The following is a 17,313-nucleotide window of genomic DNA, read 5'->3' on the forward strand; positions in this document are numbered from 1 at the left end:
AGATAAGTGCCTATAATTTCATTGATCAGAAGAAATAGCACAAATTCTTGGCAAATAGGCCCTCAATATATGCCCTTTAGCAAAAACTATACTAGGGCCGAAGTTATTAAAATTATTAACTATATTTTACAGCAAATGGTCATAAAGCCAAGAATTTTACTCTAATGTATAGAGTTCTTTGCCACAGGGCAACATCAGCTTAAAATAGTAACTATAAACTTAAATATTTCACTCAAACTCCCGATAAGACAGTGAAATATATGCGAAGAAATGAGCAGTTTTAGATTTTAAGGAAGTAAAGATGAAAACTCCAAAGAACCAAAAGAGAAATAAAGTGCAACTTCTTAGGAAGTTCAGTGCAACAGCATCGATCTGTGCACTTATTTATTCTCCAATGACTCTATCTTCTCAAGATCCGACATGGGTTGATAGAAGCGTTCAGATTATGGATACGGCCCTGCAGACAATGCAGCAGTCTATGCAACAATCTATGATGAGTAGTCAGCTCGCTGCTCAGATGAGTTCACTTCAGCCGCAAGTTATCCCTGCAAAGTACTTCCCTCACTGTAAATTATCTCAGGCGAGATCTGCTTTTCCAGAGGATATCTGTTCAGCCGAAATCTCTGATCCAAACGGTCTCACTCAGGCCATGCAATATAAGAATCTAGCAAGAACTTATACAAGTATGTACGAGCAACTTCTTTCACCAGCACAAAATAGTGCCTACCCTGTTGGTTTACAATGTTTAGAAGATGCTAAAAAAGGAATGGTGACAAGCTTACAAGATAGATTAAATTCTCTTGAAGCTCTTATGAGTAAGATTGAAAAAGAGTCTCAATTCTTTAGAGACGAGAATAAGAAGTTATTAACTGATTTAGAAGATGCTCAGCAAGAACTCTTTGGTGGTGGAACAGCTGACGTAGACTCTAAGACAAGAGATTACTCAAGTTACTTCTCACCTGCTTGTCAAAATATTATAGGAACAAAGAATTTAGCGAATGCTTCGAAGGTTGGACTCAATGGTCTAAGAGTTGGGCTTATTGCTACAAATAAAGATGCTGCAAACTTTGTGACAAATAAGTCGCAGATTGAAAATGATGTTAATTCTCAAATTCAAAAAATCAAAAATCAGATTGAGTCTCAAGGGATTGATCAGTGGAGAAAAGATGTCGCGGCCGGAGAGCAATCAATAAATGGTGCTGATCTAGCGAGAATGGGTGTCGCAACACCTATGATTGGAGTCATTAGTACAGAAATCTCAAGAATGAATAATAAGGTAGAAAGTATTAAGTCGGAGCTAGCTAAAATTGTTCCTGGTTATGAAATACCTACTATGGATAAGAACTTTAGAGTAGATTTTGCAAACTTCACAAGAGATGCCGACACTTACTTTAAGAAGCAATATATCAATGAATGTGTAACGATGGCAGATAAAGGTGTAGCAATTACTCCTGAGCAAATCCTAAGATCTCTAAGAGCTGGTGGAAATGGTGATAGAAGTGTTGCACTTAGAAATTACAAGAATGCACTTCAAAATATTTTAGATTCTGATGCCTTTATTGAAGATAAGCTTGCACAAATCCAAGCTCTAGACCAAAGATATGGTAGTTCAGATATTTCTATTCAATATAAGAATAGTGGTTCTCAAACAGTGACTACAACGCCATATGGTTTATTTAGAGAAACAGTTAGCGCTTGTGAGCAAAAGTATTCACAAGACGATACATTCTCTACAGGAAACTCAGGACAAGTATCTCAGAAGAAGAAAATTTCAAGAGCTAAGCAGTACTTGAATGATCTTAAAGAAATTGAGTCAACATTTGCTGCGACAATTGGTAACCAGATTTATGATTCTGTTATTAATTGTTCTGGAAGAACAGAAAAGACAAATACTTGTTCAGCTGAGGGTATCTTTGATCAAGGAAGTGACGCTTTTTGTGTAAAGCATGCGACGACTTGTTCAGCGAGAGTTCAATCTTGTTTTGCAGAGACAACTGCCCTAGTAGAAACGAAGAAGTCTCAAATGAAGTCTCTTCAAGCGACTTATAATAAGAATGTTACAGCACTAGTTGCCAGACAAGAGGCTTATCTTGCACAAGTTAAGCAACAAGTTCTAGCTGACGCTGATTATTTAAAGAAGTACTTTCCGGGAGCAAACTTCAACTTCCCTGAGAGTCTCTTCATCAAAATGCCTGAAAATCAAAAGAGTGAGTTTGGAGTTGACCTCCTCGGTGGTGGATCTCTAGATTTCCTTGCAAACCTTCCAGAACAAATTGGAAAACTTAAAGAAACTCTAAAAAATCAATCTAGTGATATTAATGATGTAATTGATAACTATATTAATGACCAAAAAACAGCAATGGATACACAAAAGACAAAGTGGAGTACACTCGCTTCAAATTGTTCTAGCGCTGAAAATAACTATAGAAGTTTTGTTAATAGTCAAAATATGAATATGCAACAAGAGCAAGCAACAAAGATGGGAGAAGTTGGTGAATTCTGTAATAAATATGAACAACTAGGTAACCTAAATCCTGCAGCTGGTTGTGATGACTCTGACTACTCCCCTAAGGCCCTTTATGAAACTATGGGAGGCGTTGCCAATTACTTATCTAATGAGACTGAGTACGCTGTTGCTGAGTATAGAAAAATCTGTGCTCGTGCCAATAATGAAAGAGAAAGAGGAACTGAAGATGATGAAGATACACCTAGTAACCCTTCTGTTCTAGCACAGGTTTGTGATGAGAATAATAACGTTATTGAAAATGTAGTTGATGATCTTACTAAACAAGCTATGGCCGCTCTTCCTTCTGATCTAGAGCAACATAAGAGAAAAATAGAAAAGTATATTGAGTCAGGAGATGATAAAGATCTTCCTAAAGCAGTTAAAAGTAGCGACTTCTATAAAAGAGTTGCAAGACCTCTAGCGAAGACAATTTCTAATAAGGATTTTCAAAAAGAAGACTATTACAAAACAGAGATTGAAAAAGCGATTAACGGTACGTCTAAGTTTGACGAAAATGAAATTAAAACAATGGCCGCAGGAATAAGTAATGTTACTTGTACAATAGCTCTTAAAGAGGGCGAAACTGAGTTAAGTGAAGAAGATAAGAAGAAGCAAGAGAGTTGTGAAAAAATAAAAAGTACTGTTAGTACAGACCCATTAAAAGCAATTCAAGATGCTATTTCAGGCTTAACAGATACTCAGCTACAAGCTGCAAAACTAAAGGGACGTGAACTAAGTGACTTTGATCCTACAGGTAAGGCCAAGGGAAAAGTTGCAAGTCAAATAGACTCAATCCTAAGAAGACTAGAAGATTCATCTGATAATTTCTGTGCTGCTCATAAGAACGATGCCATTCTTGCAGCAGTTAATGACTGTAAAGATGATAGCAAGTCTTCATGCTTTAGAGAGAAATTAAATTACCATATGCAAAGTAAACAAGACTCTACCAAGTCTGCAGATAGAGCGATTGCAAGTGTAACGAACAATTCTCTTGATGCTGAATGGAACAAAATTGGAGAATTATCTTCAAACTCACAATGTCAAGCAGCCGATAGTAGTCAAAGATCAGCAGAGGGTCTCTTTCAACAGATGCAGGCCATTGGTGGTGCTGACTATAGCGGTCAATTGGGATTTGGCAAGTAGAACGTAATTGGAAAATACATGGATGAAATAAAGAGAAACGGACGATTCAATTTAAAAGCAAGTAAGCAGACAATTTTCATGTCTGCTCTTGTAGTTTATACACTTTGCTTAACGTCATGTGTACCAAGTCAAAGCGGTGGCGGAAAAAGATCTTCTAGCGGAGGCGTTTCCAATACTTCAGCTTCAGTAAATATAGGGTTTGGAAGAGTGTTACATGACAACCCTATTATACTTTCAGGAAATCCAGCACTAGATCATACAATAAATCTAAATACTCTTTTGAAATCACAACAAGACGAAGTTATTAACGGACAATACTTACAAAAGTCTTGTATTGATGACCCTCAATGTTTTGAAGTAAAGAAAGATAATATATCTCCACTCTATCAATCAACAAATCAGAAGTGGGCTTTTGATGCAAGCACAGTAGAGTTTGATCAAGTTCAAATGTTTACACATATGAATTGGATGATCTCAAAATATAATACAGACTTAGTTACCGCCTACTCTTCCTATTACGGACCAGGAGCAAGTGGCCTATCCACATCAATTCCAATGAGCCTCTTCAATAGCGGTGCCACTTGGGAGAGCTCTCCGCTCAGAGGATATGCTCTCTGTGATGATCTGCCTAATAACGCATTCTTTAGTCCATCGACCTATTCGATATGTTTAGGCTTTGATAGTATTTATGAAAATGTAAAATTTGTACAAGATCCATCAGTTCTCTATCACGAGCTTGGCCATGCACTTGTTCACAATGCTATGAATTTTAGATCAAGAGCAAGTGGGACAGTTGCCATTGATTCTAACCTTGGTTACTTCGCCTACGACGAAGGAAAGGCAATAAATGAAGGTCTAGCTGACTTCTTTAGCTATTATATGAATGGTCGCTCTCATATTGGAGAATGGGCCATGGGAAGATTCTTAAACCTTAGTCGTCCAATGAGTGAAAGTGACCCTATTCACGCGGCCGGTGTAAGTGAAAGCTCAGAGGGAAGACTCTCCTACCCAACATACCTAGGATACGATCCAAATAATCCAGAAGATAATTCTGAAGAAATTCACTATGCGGGACAAATAATTTCTCACTTCTTAGTGGCCTTCACTAAAGACCTTCAAAGTGCATGCTCGTTTAATAATGACTATGCTAGAACATTTACTTTCAGATTATTAATCGAAACTTTAGCCTACCTAGGAGACTTCTCCTCTTATGGAATTGAAGGTGCTGGTAGTTATGGAGTGAATCACACTCCAGAAAATGCGAAAGAATGGTTACAGAAAAATAAGCCCGTCACTTACAGACGTTTTGCTCAAGTATTTTCTAGATTCGTAAAAGGCTCTGTTGCAACAGACTCAAGTCTATGTAACTTCAATTCGTATAATATCCAAAGACTAGAACAATTATTAGATGACTATGGTCTCCTACTCTTTAAAAACTATGATGTAAATGGCAGTAGATCTCTTGCTGAATCATTACAGAAAGTTGAAGAGTTAAATAGACAGAAGACAGTTCTCATCAAAAAGAATCAGGTTATTGTAGACAATAGAACAGGAAAATCTACAGCTTTTATTTTTGATAGCTACTCAGATATGAATGCAGCGGCCAAGAGTTTAACCAATGGGTTTATTGACGGCTCTTTGAGTAATACTATTTTTGAAAATGGTAACTTAAAGTACAACAATGGCAATGGACAAATCTCTCCAGGAGAGCTCGTTGGCGTACTTCTAAACCTATACAATAATTCTAATAGCACAATGGCCGGAGTTAGAATTCTCGCTAATGATTGGGATCATATGCAAGATGGAAAGCCATGTAATAATCTAAGCGATAACTTCCCTAGTACAAGTCAGGGTGGAGTTACTCCTACTACTCATCCAGGCTGTGCTGATGAAGCACTAGATAATGGTGTTGGCGTTCTTGATACACAAACTGTAGAACCAGTATGTTTTTTCCAAGATACTCAAGACGATGCGGCCGTATGGGTTAGCCAGGAAACCTATATGAATTCAAAAGCAATTGAGGCCACAGAGTGCTTAGGTGGTTCGTCATCGACGAAAGACTGCTTAATTAGAGCTCCAAAGGGTGCTGACGTTGCATGGTATTCTAGAATTGATGCTAAAAAGACATGGGCAGAATCTCTTGTCGATAGCAATGGAGAGAATGAGTTTAAAGCTAGTAATATCTTCTTTCTTGAAGTGAGTCCTTCTATTCCTCCAGGAACAACAGTTAATTGTAGATTAAGAGTGACATTTACTAATTGTGAAGACTGCCACAACTATTCAAGTGAAGATACAGGTAATACTTATTCTCCTAATGTCCATACTCCTTTTGAACAAAATGGAGATGAATATAAAGACTATAAGTACTCTGGCGCTGATCCATTTAAAGTTATTAACTTTCAATTTACGGTAATAGATTAATGAAATTATTTAAAATAATACTATTTATCTCTATTTTTTCGATACCAGTATACCTAGTCGTCATCAACTTAAATAAGAATGAAGACAAGAACTGGCAAACATATTATAAGTCTGAGACAGGGCTAAATGTTTATAAAACCACTGAGCGTGAAAAGAAGAAAGTTAAGATTTCAAATAAGAAAGAAGATCAAAATATTCTTAGAGCTCCTGCTTCAATTCCAAGACCAATTGATAAGAAAACTAAGCGTGAAATTCTTGGTAAGATAAATGATAGAACGACTTACACAAATTCTCCTAACCCAGATTGGAAGAAACTCTATGCTAACGACCTATTGAATAAACTAGGTGAAGATAGCAAAGTCTTTATCAAAAAAAATAGTGGAATAATTAGAGTTATTGCCAATAAAGCAACTTACATTGAGCAAGTACAAGTAACTATTCAAAGTGACCCTAACTTACCTGCCAACAGCTTTGAAGCACAAGTTGATGCCCAGACTGGAAAACAATTGACTGTGTGGAATAGAACAAATTTTGAAAATAAGAAGAATAGCTTTTCGATAAAAATGAAACTAGACCCTTAATAGAGGGCCTAGTTCATAATCTTTATAAATCAAGTGGAAGAGATACACCAAAAACAACTTCATTTGAACTGAAGTCAGTAGATGTCTCTGTACCAAGACTAACATCTTTGTACTTATCTAATTCAATCATTCTAAATTCTAAATTTAAACTAACAAAAGGAAGACCTGTAAAGCCAACACCAAGTGTAGTAGTGTTTCCACTGAGTTCGTCATTCGCAGCACCAATCCAAGCACCATTCTTATCAAACTCCCACTTAGTATTGAAAGTATATCCAACATAGGCCCTTAAAAGAATTGGAAGCTCATAACCTAAGAATGCACCAATTTCTGTACCAGAGTAGTCTTGATCGACTCCACTGTTTGTCCACGTTCCACCACCTGTATGCTTGTCGTAGCTTAGTGAACCAGACGTCTTTCTATACTCTAAACCACCCATAAAGCCAAAAGCCGTATAGCCTAATCTTGCACCAAATTGTGGCCCAGTATTTTTTGCATCAGCAGTTAAAGATCCAGTTGTGTACTCTGAACTTCCAATTCCATATCCAATGAATGGCTCAACAAGAATTCCAGCAAAGGAATTCGATGAAAGAACTAGAAATGTAAAAAGGGAAATAATTTTGATATTTTTCATATATCCTCCATAATTTACTTATTGGTCCTAACCTTGGACCCTTTGTAATTAGTATGACAAAAACACGCGCGTACTGGTGATTTTTGTAATTTCTTCAAATAGTGAACAAACTCTAACCATTATAGTATAACTCTTTCAAATAATCTCAGAAAGGAAATAATATGAAGTACTTAGTGACACTATTGATCTTATTTAGTGCCAATACAAAGGCCACAAGATTTGAAATTATTGACTCCTGTAAGAGTACTCCTATTTTTAGTACTGTAGTTACAGATAGTTATCAAAGTATTGGCGAATTAAGTCTCAATGTTCTGGGCCAGAACAATATTCCAAACCTTGCGAGTGATTACGGTATTTCACAAATTTATAACTCTCCTATTGGCCTTGATGCCATGGAAGTTCTTAGCGACACTATGATGAGATCTCATGGTTGGTGTTATTCAGTAGACGGAATGCTTCCTGAAGTTCTTATGAATGAGTACACTTTAACAGGCAAAGAGAAGGTCATCACATGGTTTATGGGCTACTCTACATATATTGGAAACCCAATGACTGGTGAAGCGGTTTGGGAAGGTCAATGTATTCCAAGTTACTCATTAGAGGCTGCACCATTTCCAGATCTATGTAACTAAATTTTGATTGCAAGTACCACTTATGGTTATTAAGATAGTATAAAACCATAAGTGAGAATTTAATGATAAAAAAATTGTTTTCAATTTTTGCTATACTTCTATCTTTCAGTATTAGTGCAAATCAGATAGACCTCTCCTCCTTTAATTATCCACCATTTCTACAACCAGACAATCAAGGCTTTGTAGATAAATTAATAAAGGGGTTTAGTAAGCACTCATCTCTAGACATAAAAGTCGTAAAGTTTCCCGCAAAACGTTCTATTAATTCATATAAGAATGGAACAAGTTTCTATCACTTAGGTGCTGACGATAACTTCTCTAAAGAAACATTGAATAATACCTATAAGATCACACTCTTTGACTTAAATGTTCGCTTATTATTTTTAAAGAAGAATGAAAATCATCTCCATAAAGATCTAGAGAAGTTACAAAATATAAAGATTGGAATTTTAAGAGGTTCATTAAAAGAGGAAGAGTTTGCTAAAAAGCACGGGTTTGAGATAACATCTTATATAGACTCAGAAAATGCGTTTAATTTACTTCTAAGAGGTAGAATAGACTTTATCATTTTCTCGCCGCTATTTAATTCAGTAAAGGATATTGTAGATAAGAAGAATTTTGATAAATTAGCCTACCACAGAAAGCTAGTACACCACGCTGAAGCGGCAATTTTCATAAATAAAACCTCTCCTAACGCAAAAGAGGTTTATAAAACTTTAAATAAGAAAATGACTCAATTTTTAAAAAGTAAGGATTATCAAAAACTACTTCACGAGACATTTCAATCAGATACTCCTGAAGAAATCACAAAGTACACACTATAGTTACAGCAGACTAGGTACTACTTTTTATACTTAGTAGAAAACTTAGAAGGTGAATAAATACACTTTGAAATAGTGTTTCTCTTTCCAACTATAGAGTCTGAGCACGACGATCTAATATCTTCTTTTAGACGATTACTCATTACAAGGTCAACACCTGTTGCACTTAGTATACCTAACGATAGAGCAACAATAGGTGTAGATAATGAACTACCTTTAACACTCTTAAAGCCTGAATTATTACCACCCTGATCGCATGTCCATATTGATTGATACTTATAATCCCCACATCTTCCTTCCCACACGAAAATATCAGTTCCGTAATAGGCCAAGTCTACATTCTTTCCGTAACCACTTTCAATAACGCCGTTAAAGTTTACATTCGCGACTGATAAGACATTCTCTAGATTACCAGGGATAGAAGGATCCAATACATGATCTCTAGCAGCTTCATTAGATACAGAGCCAACAACAACCGCTCCGCTATTCTTCGCTCTATCTATTGCTGACTGTATATAGGCCATAGACTTATTAGCATCACCATCAATAAATCTAAATGAGTATCTATTAAACTTAGAAACTCCCTGACTAATTGAAATAATTTTTGCGCCTCTTGCGATTGCGTAGTCAATAGAATCAGCTAACTTCTTAAATCTAAATTCATCAAATCTTCCATCAGATGTGTAGATATTGATGGGAATAATACTTACGAAACGAGAGAGATTATAATTAGAGATAATTGCATCCATTATAGAGACAATTCCATTCTCATGTCCTGTCATAACTGGAGTGAGCAGTCTCCCATTTCTCATATCTGAATCAAATCCAAAGATATCGTCTATATATCCATTTCCGTCATCATCAATTCCATTCCCCTCAATTTCTTCGGGGTTAGTCTTAATACTCTCAAACTCTTCAGGGTGAACATAATCTCCGATTACTGCGATCTTAACTTCTCGTTTGATATCCAAGCGAGAAACATACTCAAAGTCTTTCATTATCTTTGGATTATTCTCAATAAGTAGATCGACATTATTACCTGATGCTTGTGCAAAATTAGTAAATAATAATGAGAGAAGAGCTATAAACAGCATCGACATTCCTTAGGTTAATTGAATAGATTCTGAGATATTTTAGCGGCCATACCAGCTAAGTAGTGGGATCTTGAAATCTTTACACAATGCGTCATTTTCATAACTTTTTGAGCTATTGTATGCCGAAAAAGCAACTATAAAAGGAGACCCTGTGAAGAAAAGCTTAGCTATCTTATTGATATTACAAAGTATAAATATAAGTGCAGGGGTTCAACGAGATATTGTATTTGAACATAAAATTAAGAACTCTGACTGTAAGAAGAATGACAGTTGTACCCTTAAAAACTTTCATCTACAGGTTACAGACTATATTGTTTCTAGAGGTGTGGAGAGATCCTATGGAACAAAGGCAATAATCTCATATCAAACGGATCAAGTTAAACACTTAGAAGACTACGCTGTTGTCCAATTCATTAGAGGTTGTGTCTACAACGAAATGATAGATGAGAATGGTAAAGTTACTAAGTACAGTGGAACATCGAGACAATTCTTTGGGTCAATAGAGAAGTTTAACCATCCTAATTGGGTTATTGACTCTATAGATAAAGATCCTATTTATAATAGTTCTGATGTATCAAGTAGTCGACACGATTACTATAGATGGAACTCTAACCCGAATTCATATGGCGAAGATGGAGAAGAGTACTTACTTAGAGAGTCCCCTACTTTTCCTAAGGTTTATGTATCAGACTTACCTTCCACATCTTTTTATTCTGACGGTTCTGCCAAAAGTACAAACTTAGAATTTAATGTATGTATTTATAAGACCAGTGATGTTCCGAGAGAGACAACACCAGAGGATATTAACTTTGCAGAGCCGATTCATTGCATGAAGTGGAAGACATCAAATGTATTTAATTTTAAAACTAAGAAGTATGAAAAGAATGTTCCAATAGAAAAGTCTTGTAGTGGTTTATAGATAGTAAAATGCGAAGGCAGATGGCCTTCGCAATTTTTGAAATTAATTAAACGTCATCTCTGGAACATCACCACTTATAACAAGTTCAGCTTCTGTTTTCTCAACGATCTCTTCTACTGAAACACCCGGAGCTCTTTCAAGTAAGTGAAACTTACCATCAATCAGCTCAAGTACAGCTAGATCAGAAACGATTTTCTTTACACACTGAACACCTGTAAGTGGTAAAGAGCACTCTTTTAAAATTTTAGAAACACCATGCTTATTTGCGTGAGTCATAGCAACAATAATATTCTCTGCTCCAGCAACGAGGTCCATAGCTCCCCCCATTCCCTTTACTAATTTACCAGGAATCATCCATGAAGCTATATTTCCTTTTTGATCAACTTCAAATGCACCTAGTACAGTAAGATCTACGTGACCACCTCTAATCATGGCAAAGCTCTCGGCCGAATCAAAGAAAGATGCTCCCTTAGCGCAAGTTACAGTTTGCTTACCGGCATTAATGAGATCGGCATCTACATTTTCTTCAGTAGGAAATTCTCCCATCCCAAGGAGTCCATTTTCAGACTGAAGCATTATTTCAATATCTTTTGGTACGTAATTAGCGACAAGTGTCGGGATACCAATCCCTAAATTAACGTAAAATCCATCTTTAAGTTCTCTTGCAATTCTTTGTGCAATTTGTTCTTTACTTAAGGCCATAGTTCCACCTTTCTAATTTTGTTTAACTGTTCTTTGCTCAATTCTCTTTTCAAACTCCCCTTTAATTACGCGATTAACGTAAATTCCAGGAACTTGAATTTCATTAGGATCGAGTTCACCTGCTTCTACAATCTCCTCCACTTCTGCGACTGTGATCTTGCCAGCAGTTGCAATCATAGAGTTGAAGTTACGAGCTGTTTTTCTAAAAATTAAATTCCCTTGAGTATCAGCTTTCCAGGCCTTCACTAGTGCAAAGTCTGCTTTTGGATAAGCTTCTTCCAGGACATACATTCTACCATTAAACTCTTTAGTCTCTTTTCCTTCAGCAACCTGAGTACCATATCCTGTAGCCGTATAGAATCCTGGAATACCTGCACCTGTTGCACGGATTTTTTCAGCAAGAGTTCCCTGTGGAGTTAAGATAACTTCCATTTGACCACTCAAGAAGAGTTCTTCAAATAATTTATTTTCACCAACATAAGAGCCAATCATCGTTTTAATCTGTCTCTTCTCTAAGAGCTTTCCAAGACCAAAACCGTCCACACCTGCATTATTAGAAATACAAGTAAGACCTGTTACTCCAGCTTCGGCAACTTTATCAATCAATCCCTCTGGGATTCCACAAAGACCAAAACCACCAACCATCAGGAGTTGATCATTTGCAAGACCTGCTAGGGCCTCTTCATAAGTTTTTACAACTTTATTTAAACCTTTCATTACAACCTCTCCTATAGAAATTCTTTTAACTTCGCGGCACTACTCTCCTCTACCTTTGCATGGAGAGAACCACCGTGAGAGTCCATAGTTACAACAACAGGAAAATCCTTTACTGTTAATTCCCAGATTGCCTCTGGTGAACCAAGATCTTGCCAAAAAACATCATCTACTGATTCAATTTTTTCGGCCAGAACTTGTGCAGCACCACCAATCGCATGGAAGTAAACACAACCGTAATCCATACAACCTTGTAGAGTCTTAGGTCCCATTCCACCTTTACCAATAACGCCAAGAATGCCATGATCGCGCATCACTTCCCATTGGTAAGGTTCCTCTCTGATAGATGTCGTTGGACCTGCGGCCTTGACTTCATATTTGCCAGTCTTCTTATCTTGAATAATAACTGGACCACAGTGATAAATAATTTGATTATTAAGATCAACCGGAGGCTTCACACCTTCATGCAAGCGCTTATGTACAGCATCTCTTCCGGTGAACATTTTTCCTGAAATGAGAACCATATCGCCTACACGAAGTTCTCTAATTTGTTCCTTATTAAATGGAAAATCAATTCTCTTCATAGCAACCTCTTAGTATAACCAACGCTTAATTTTATTCGACTTATCAAGAAGGACACCCTGTCTTCTATAGGCCCAACACATATAAGAAATTGAAACAAAGAAACTTGCTGGAAGTCTATTCAATGCTCCGACTTTACAGCCTAGAAGTGTTGTCTTTCCACCAAATCCCATTGGACCAATTCCAAGTTTATTAGCAGTCTCTACAATATCTTTCTCTAATGCTGCTAGCTCTGCAATAGGATTAGTATCGTCGAGTTTTCTAAGGAGTTGCTCTTTAGAGAATACATAACCTGCTCCTCTATCTCCTCCAATTGTCACCCCAAGAACACCTGGTCCACAACCTTTTCCTTGGGCCTTAACAATTGCATCAAGAATAACTTTTCTAACACCGTCTAAGTCTCTTCCCGCTTCAAGTGCTGTATTTGGAAGAGAGTATTGAGCACCTACGTTTTCGCAACCACCACCCTTAAGCATTAGCTTAACTTCAATAGTACTCTTAGAGTGCTCATGAAAGTGAATATCTGGATGTCCAGGACCAATATTCATTGTATCGTTCTTACCAGTTAGTGAATCAACAGAATTTTGTCTTAGGTAACCAATTTCAGTTGCCTTTACAACGGCCTTCTTAACTACTCTAGTAAACTTAATTTGATTAAATCCAGCTGGGTGAGAAACGTAGAAGAGAATTGTTCCAGTATCCTGACAAAGAGGCTGAGACTTTCTCTTAGCAAGTTCAATATTGGCCTTAATAATTCCCATTGCATATTCAGCTGTCGTATTTTTCTCTTCTCTAGCAAGAGCTTCAAGAACAACTTTTTGTATGTCTGCAGGAATTTCAGCAGATGTTGATCTTATCAATTCAAGAATAGAATCAAAGAGTAATTTATCTGTATTGATGGCCACGACTTTCTTTGTGACTTTCTTCGTAGTTTTCTTAGCTATTTTCTTTTTAGCCGTCTTCTTCGCAACTTTCTTAGTTGTCTTTTTCGCGACTTTTTTGGCTGCCTTTTTCGCAACTTTCTTCGCAACTTTTTTGGCTGCCTTTTTCGCAACTTTCTTCGCAACTTTTTTGGTTGCCTTTTTCGCCACTTTCTTTGCTGTCTTCTTCGCTACTTTTTTCTTAACGACCTTCTTCTTCGTTTTAGTAGCTTTCGCTATTTTCCTTGCCATAGATAAGACTCCTCTTCCCTATAATTTATTGAGTTATGTTTAAAAATTAATGAAATCAGTTTGCCAAAGTATAACAATGGCCTCTTTTATTGCCTAGTTATATTCTCAATTTGTCATTGGCGATGGTTCCCATTTTAAGCTATTGTATAGCCTATGATTTCATTGAGTGGACTAAATGCTGCACAGAGACAAGCAGCAGAAACGATTGATGGGCCTCTTCTAATATTGGCCGGTGCAGGTAGTGGTAAAACTAGAACCATTACCTACCGTATTGCCCATATGGTGGACAATCTCGCTCTTCCACAAAAGTCCATTCTCGCTGTTAGTTTCACTAATAAAGCGGCCAAAGAAATGCGTGAAAGAATCATAGGCCTGCTGGGTAAGAAAAAGGCAAGAGGCCTTACCATGGCTACATTTCACTCTCTGGGAGTGAAGATTTTGAAAAAAGAAATTTCAAAATTAGGCTATCACAAGAATTTTTCAATTTACGATTCTGCTGATCAATCGGCCATTATGCGCGAGGCCCTAAAGAGTTTTAAGGCCGGTAAGCAATTTGATCAAAAGATCATTATGGCAAAAATTGGTAAATTAAAGAATCAGGGAATTGGACCAGATGACTATGCTGATAGTGAGTACTTTGATGACGAAGATCCTTATGATCACGCAACTCATTACGTCTATGACTATTACCAAGACAAATTGAAGTTTTACAATGCCATTGATTTTGATGACATTCTCTTTTTAACGGTAAAGCTATTTACAGATTTTCCAGAAGTGGCCAAGCAATACTCTGAGCAGTTTCGCTATATCATGATCGATGAATACCAAGATACTAATAATCTTCAATTTGATCTTATCACTGGACTGACTTCTACTCATAATAACCTCTGTGTTGTGGGTGATGACGATCAAGCGATCTACTCATTTAGAGGTGCAGACATTACAAATATCCTAAGCTTTGAAAGAATGTTCCCAGGAGCAAAGGTTGTTAAACTAGAAGAAAATTATAGATCTGTTAGCTCAATTTTAGAGCTTGCCAATAAAGTGATTAAAGAAAATATAAACCGAAGAGATAAGACACTTTGGTCACAGAGAAAGAGCTCACACACACCTCTTCTTTGGTCTATGGCCAATACAGAACATGAGGCAGAAGTTATTTCTGATGAGATCTCTAAACATCAATCCAATGGAGGGCACCTTGGTGACATTGCTGTTCTCTACAGATCAAATACACAGGCCCAACCTTTTGAAGAAGTTTTTAGAATGAATCAAATCCCCTACACAATTATAGGTGGACAGAAATTCTATGAAAAAAAAGAAGTTAAGGATTTGATGGCCTACTTAACAGTAATCCTAAATCCAAAAGACCAACTTCAACTAAGAAGAATTCTCAATATCCCTAACCGTGGGATTGGATCAAGAACTCTTGAGAAGTATTTGGAAAAGTCTGAGCAAGAAGATATCTCACTCTACGAAGCTCTCTACCGCTATCCAGACTTAGACCCAAATAGAGAAAAACATATTAGAGACTTCACGGGAATCATTACAAAGTTCAAAGAGGTCTTTGATCTTCAATCTCTGCCAGAGGCGATAAGTAAATTAGTTGAAGATATTGGATTCTACGAATTTATTGATAAGTCTTACGACAGTGCCAAACAAGTAGAGAGAAGACGCAATGATGTAAATTTCTTTATAGAGTCAGCGGAGAGATTTGTTAAATATAACGGAGCCCACGCGACTCTAAAGAACTTTGTAGAAAAACTACTCCTCCAAGATAACCAAGATACAGAAGAAGATGAGGACGACGACATTAGAAAGAACGAAGTCACTATGATGACTTTCCATTCATCTAAGGGTCTTGAATTTGATACGGTCTATATGGTTGGCGTAGAAGAAGAAAGCTTACCGCATAAGAATACCATTAAAAATGGAGAGGATATTTCTGAAGAAAGACGCCTCTGCTATGTGGGAATTACACGTGCTCAACAAAAGCTCATAATGACCTACTGTAAAGAGAGAAAGCTCTACGGGAAAGATACTCCTCGCTTCATTAGTCGCTTTATCAACGAACTAGATAAAGATGGTTTCTGTGTCCATCAAGATAGAACAACCTTCGGGCATATGACTGAAGAAGAGGCCGACGACTACAAGAAAGGATTCTTTGCCAACCTCATCGATGGACTAGATGATGATTCGATGTTTTAATTTAACATCTTATCAATGTGACTAAAATATTTATCTAATTCTTTAAACTTCAAGCTTATAGAGTTTACAAAATCATCAATATTACCAATTCCAGATTCTATATTACTATCAGATTGACCTAATTTCCCATACTCTATTCGGGAATTCATCTTTATCACCTTCATAACAAGTGAACTATTTTGCAACTTCTCAAATATATTGTTAAATTTTCGAGTTATGGCCTTCATATCTCGAAGGCTCTCTCGACTTTCTAATTGTCCGCTTTGTGACAACATATTGAGTAAATCAATATACTCTTTATTATTAGACTCTTCTTTGAAATAATCAGACATTTCATTCTGAAGAGAATATGTAGAAATCTTAAATCTAACTTTATCAAGAGATGCATTAAATTTTTTGTTAATACCAATAAAGGATTGTAAAATCTTTTGTATATCTTTGCTCCAAGTCGAAAAGCTTTCCACAATCACACGAAGCGGAGATGCTTCAGCACCGTAGTGTTCAAGCATGGCAAGTAACGATATTGAGACATATTTAATAGTACTAAAGTCTTTAGAAAGACCTTCAACAAGACTATTAATATCTTTTGAAATTTCTTTTAAACTACAGAACTTATTAATGTGCCTAAGAAATTCTCTATGTTGTTCATAGTTTGGATCTTTATTATTAATAATAATTTCAGATCTGCTTTTTAATTCGTCTACTATAGATTGAATCATAAAGTCAGAGTAAGAACTATAACCTAACGCCTTTATAGACTTAATTAGAGTACCAGATATCCCACCTACTTCCTGCTCAACTTTACTGCACTTATCATATAACTCTGATATTTTTTTTAACGAACTAGAGGTAGGCTTAACTCTTATTGATAAATGACCATCTTCAAGCGGTATGACCAATGCAAAAACCCAGTAGTACTTATTATTCTTTGTTTTATTTTTAACATAAGAACATACTGGTTTATGACTTTCTAAATAACTCCATAATATTTTGAAAACTTCCTTCGGCATTGACGGATGTCTAACAATATTATGAGGACGACTTTGCATATCTTCCAAATTGAACTCACAAATTCTTGTAAAAACCTCATTACCAAATTGTATATTTCCGTTAAGGTCTGTTTTTGAAAAAAATATTTCATTAATCAGTAAACTGGCCTCTATATTACTCACAAAAACTCCTTATATTTT

12 protein-coding genes and 1 pseudogene are annotated in these 17,313 nt (G+C 36.5%); 7 read left to right on the forward strand and 6 right to left on the reverse strand.

The features are described 5' to 3' along the window. Positions 1 to 301 precede the first annotated feature (301 nt). The 3 genes from BMS_RS09345 to BMS_RS09355 are packed head-to-tail and all read left to right on the forward strand — an operon-like array spanning position 302 to position 6,651. Positions 302 to 3,649: a hypothetical protein gene (locus BMS_RS09345; protein ID WP_014244570.1), complete on the forward strand. Its 3,348-nt coding sequence runs from the start codon at positions 302 to 304 to the stop codon at positions 3,647 to 3,649. 18 nt (positions 3,650 to 3,667) lie between these two features. Next, positions 3,668 to 6,070, forward strand: a complete 2,403-nt coding sequence (locus BMS_RS09350) for a gluzincin family metallopeptidase (protein ID WP_014244571.1) — start codon at positions 3,668 to 3,670, stop codon at positions 6,068 to 6,070. Then, on the forward strand, positions 6,070 to 6,651 hold the full coding sequence (locus BMS_RS09355; protein WP_014244572.1) for a hypothetical protein: 582 nt from the start codon (positions 6,070 to 6,072) through the stop codon (positions 6,649 to 6,651). The genes BMS_RS09350 and BMS_RS09355 overlap by 1 nt, the downstream gene beginning before the upstream one ends. Positions 6,652 to 6,673: 22 nt before the next feature. On the opposite strand, the gene BMS_RS09360 is transcribed toward BMS_RS09355, so the two are convergent. After that, complete coding sequence (locus tag BMS_RS09360; RefSeq protein WP_014244573.1) at positions 6,674 to 7,282, reverse strand: outer membrane beta-barrel protein; 609 nt, start codon at positions 7,280 to 7,282, stop codon at positions 6,674 to 6,676. A 161-nt stretch (positions 7,283 to 7,443) separates the two neighbouring features. On the opposite strand from BMS_RS09360, the gene BMS_RS09365 reads away from it, so the two are divergent. Both BMS_RS09365 and BMS_RS09370 read left to right on the forward strand, forming a co-directional pair. Beyond that, positions 7,444 to 7,914, forward strand: a complete 471-nt coding sequence (locus BMS_RS09365; protein WP_014244574.1) for a hypothetical protein — start codon at positions 7,444 to 7,446, stop codon at positions 7,912 to 7,914. 62 nt (positions 7,915 to 7,976) lie between these two features. Next, positions 7,977 to 8,738 (forward strand): substrate-binding periplasmic protein, encoded by a 762-nt coding sequence (locus BMS_RS09370; RefSeq protein ID WP_014244575.1) that lies wholly within the window; start codon positions 7,977 to 7,979, stop codon positions 8,736 to 8,738. Between the two features lie 17 nt (positions 8,739 to 8,755). On the opposite strand, the gene BMS_RS09375 is transcribed toward BMS_RS09370, so the two are convergent. Continuing rightward, positions 8,756 to 9,829 (reverse strand): S8 family serine peptidase, encoded by a 1,074-nt coding sequence (locus BMS_RS09375; protein WP_044557468.1) that lies wholly within the window; start codon positions 9,827 to 9,829, stop codon positions 8,756 to 8,758. A 151-nt stretch (positions 9,830 to 9,980) separates the two neighbouring features. Here BMS_RS09375 and BMS_RS09380 point away from each other — a divergent pair, with 151 nt between their 5' ends. Next, positions 9,981 to 10,748 (forward strand): hypothetical protein, encoded by a 768-nt coding sequence (locus BMS_RS09380; protein ID WP_044557469.1) that lies wholly within the window; start codon positions 9,981 to 9,983, stop codon positions 10,746 to 10,748. A 42-nt stretch (positions 10,749 to 10,790) separates the two neighbouring features. On the opposite strand, the gene BMS_RS09385 is transcribed toward BMS_RS09380, so the two are convergent. From BMS_RS09385 to BMS_RS17990, 3 genes and pseudogenes are all read right to left on the reverse strand, one after another. Continuing rightward, positions 10,791 to 11,450, reverse strand: coding sequence for a CoA transferase subunit B (locus BMS_RS09385; protein ID WP_014244578.1), 660 nt, complete (start codon positions 11,448 to 11,450; stop codon positions 10,791 to 10,793). A 12-nt stretch (positions 11,451 to 11,462) separates the two neighbouring features. Next, complete coding sequence (locus tag BMS_RS09390; RefSeq protein ID WP_014244579.1) at positions 11,463 to 12,167, reverse strand: CoA transferase subunit A; 705 nt, start codon at positions 12,165 to 12,167, stop codon at positions 11,463 to 11,465. Between the two features lie 11 nt (positions 12,168 to 12,178). Then, positions 12,179 to 13,651 (reverse strand): annotated as a pseudogene (locus BMS_RS17990) (FumA C-terminus/TtdB family hydratase beta subunit). Positions 13,652 to 14,071: 420 nt separating this feature from the next. Here BMS_RS17990 and BMS_RS09405 point away from each other — a divergent pair. Continuing rightward, a complete protein-coding gene (locus BMS_RS09405; RefSeq protein WP_014244580.1) occupies positions 14,072 to 16,123 on the forward strand; it encodes an ATP-dependent helicase in 2,052 nt (683 codons plus the stop codon). Here the strand turns inward: BMS_RS09405 and BMS_RS09410 are convergent. After that, on the reverse strand, positions 16,120 to 17,295 hold the full coding sequence (locus BMS_RS09410) for a signal-transduction sensor protein (protein WP_014244581.1): 1,176 nt from the start codon (positions 17,293 to 17,295) through the stop codon (positions 16,120 to 16,122). The genes BMS_RS09405 and BMS_RS09410 overlap by 4 nt on opposite strands. Positions 17,296 to 17,313 lie beyond the last annotated feature (18 nt).

The sequence above is a fragment of the Halobacteriovorax marinus SJ genome (assembly GCF_000210915.2).
In the GTDB taxonomy this organism is placed as follows: Bacteria; Bdellovibrionota; Bacteriovoracia; order Bacteriovoracales; family Bacteriovoracaceae; genus Halobacteriovorax; species Halobacteriovorax marinus.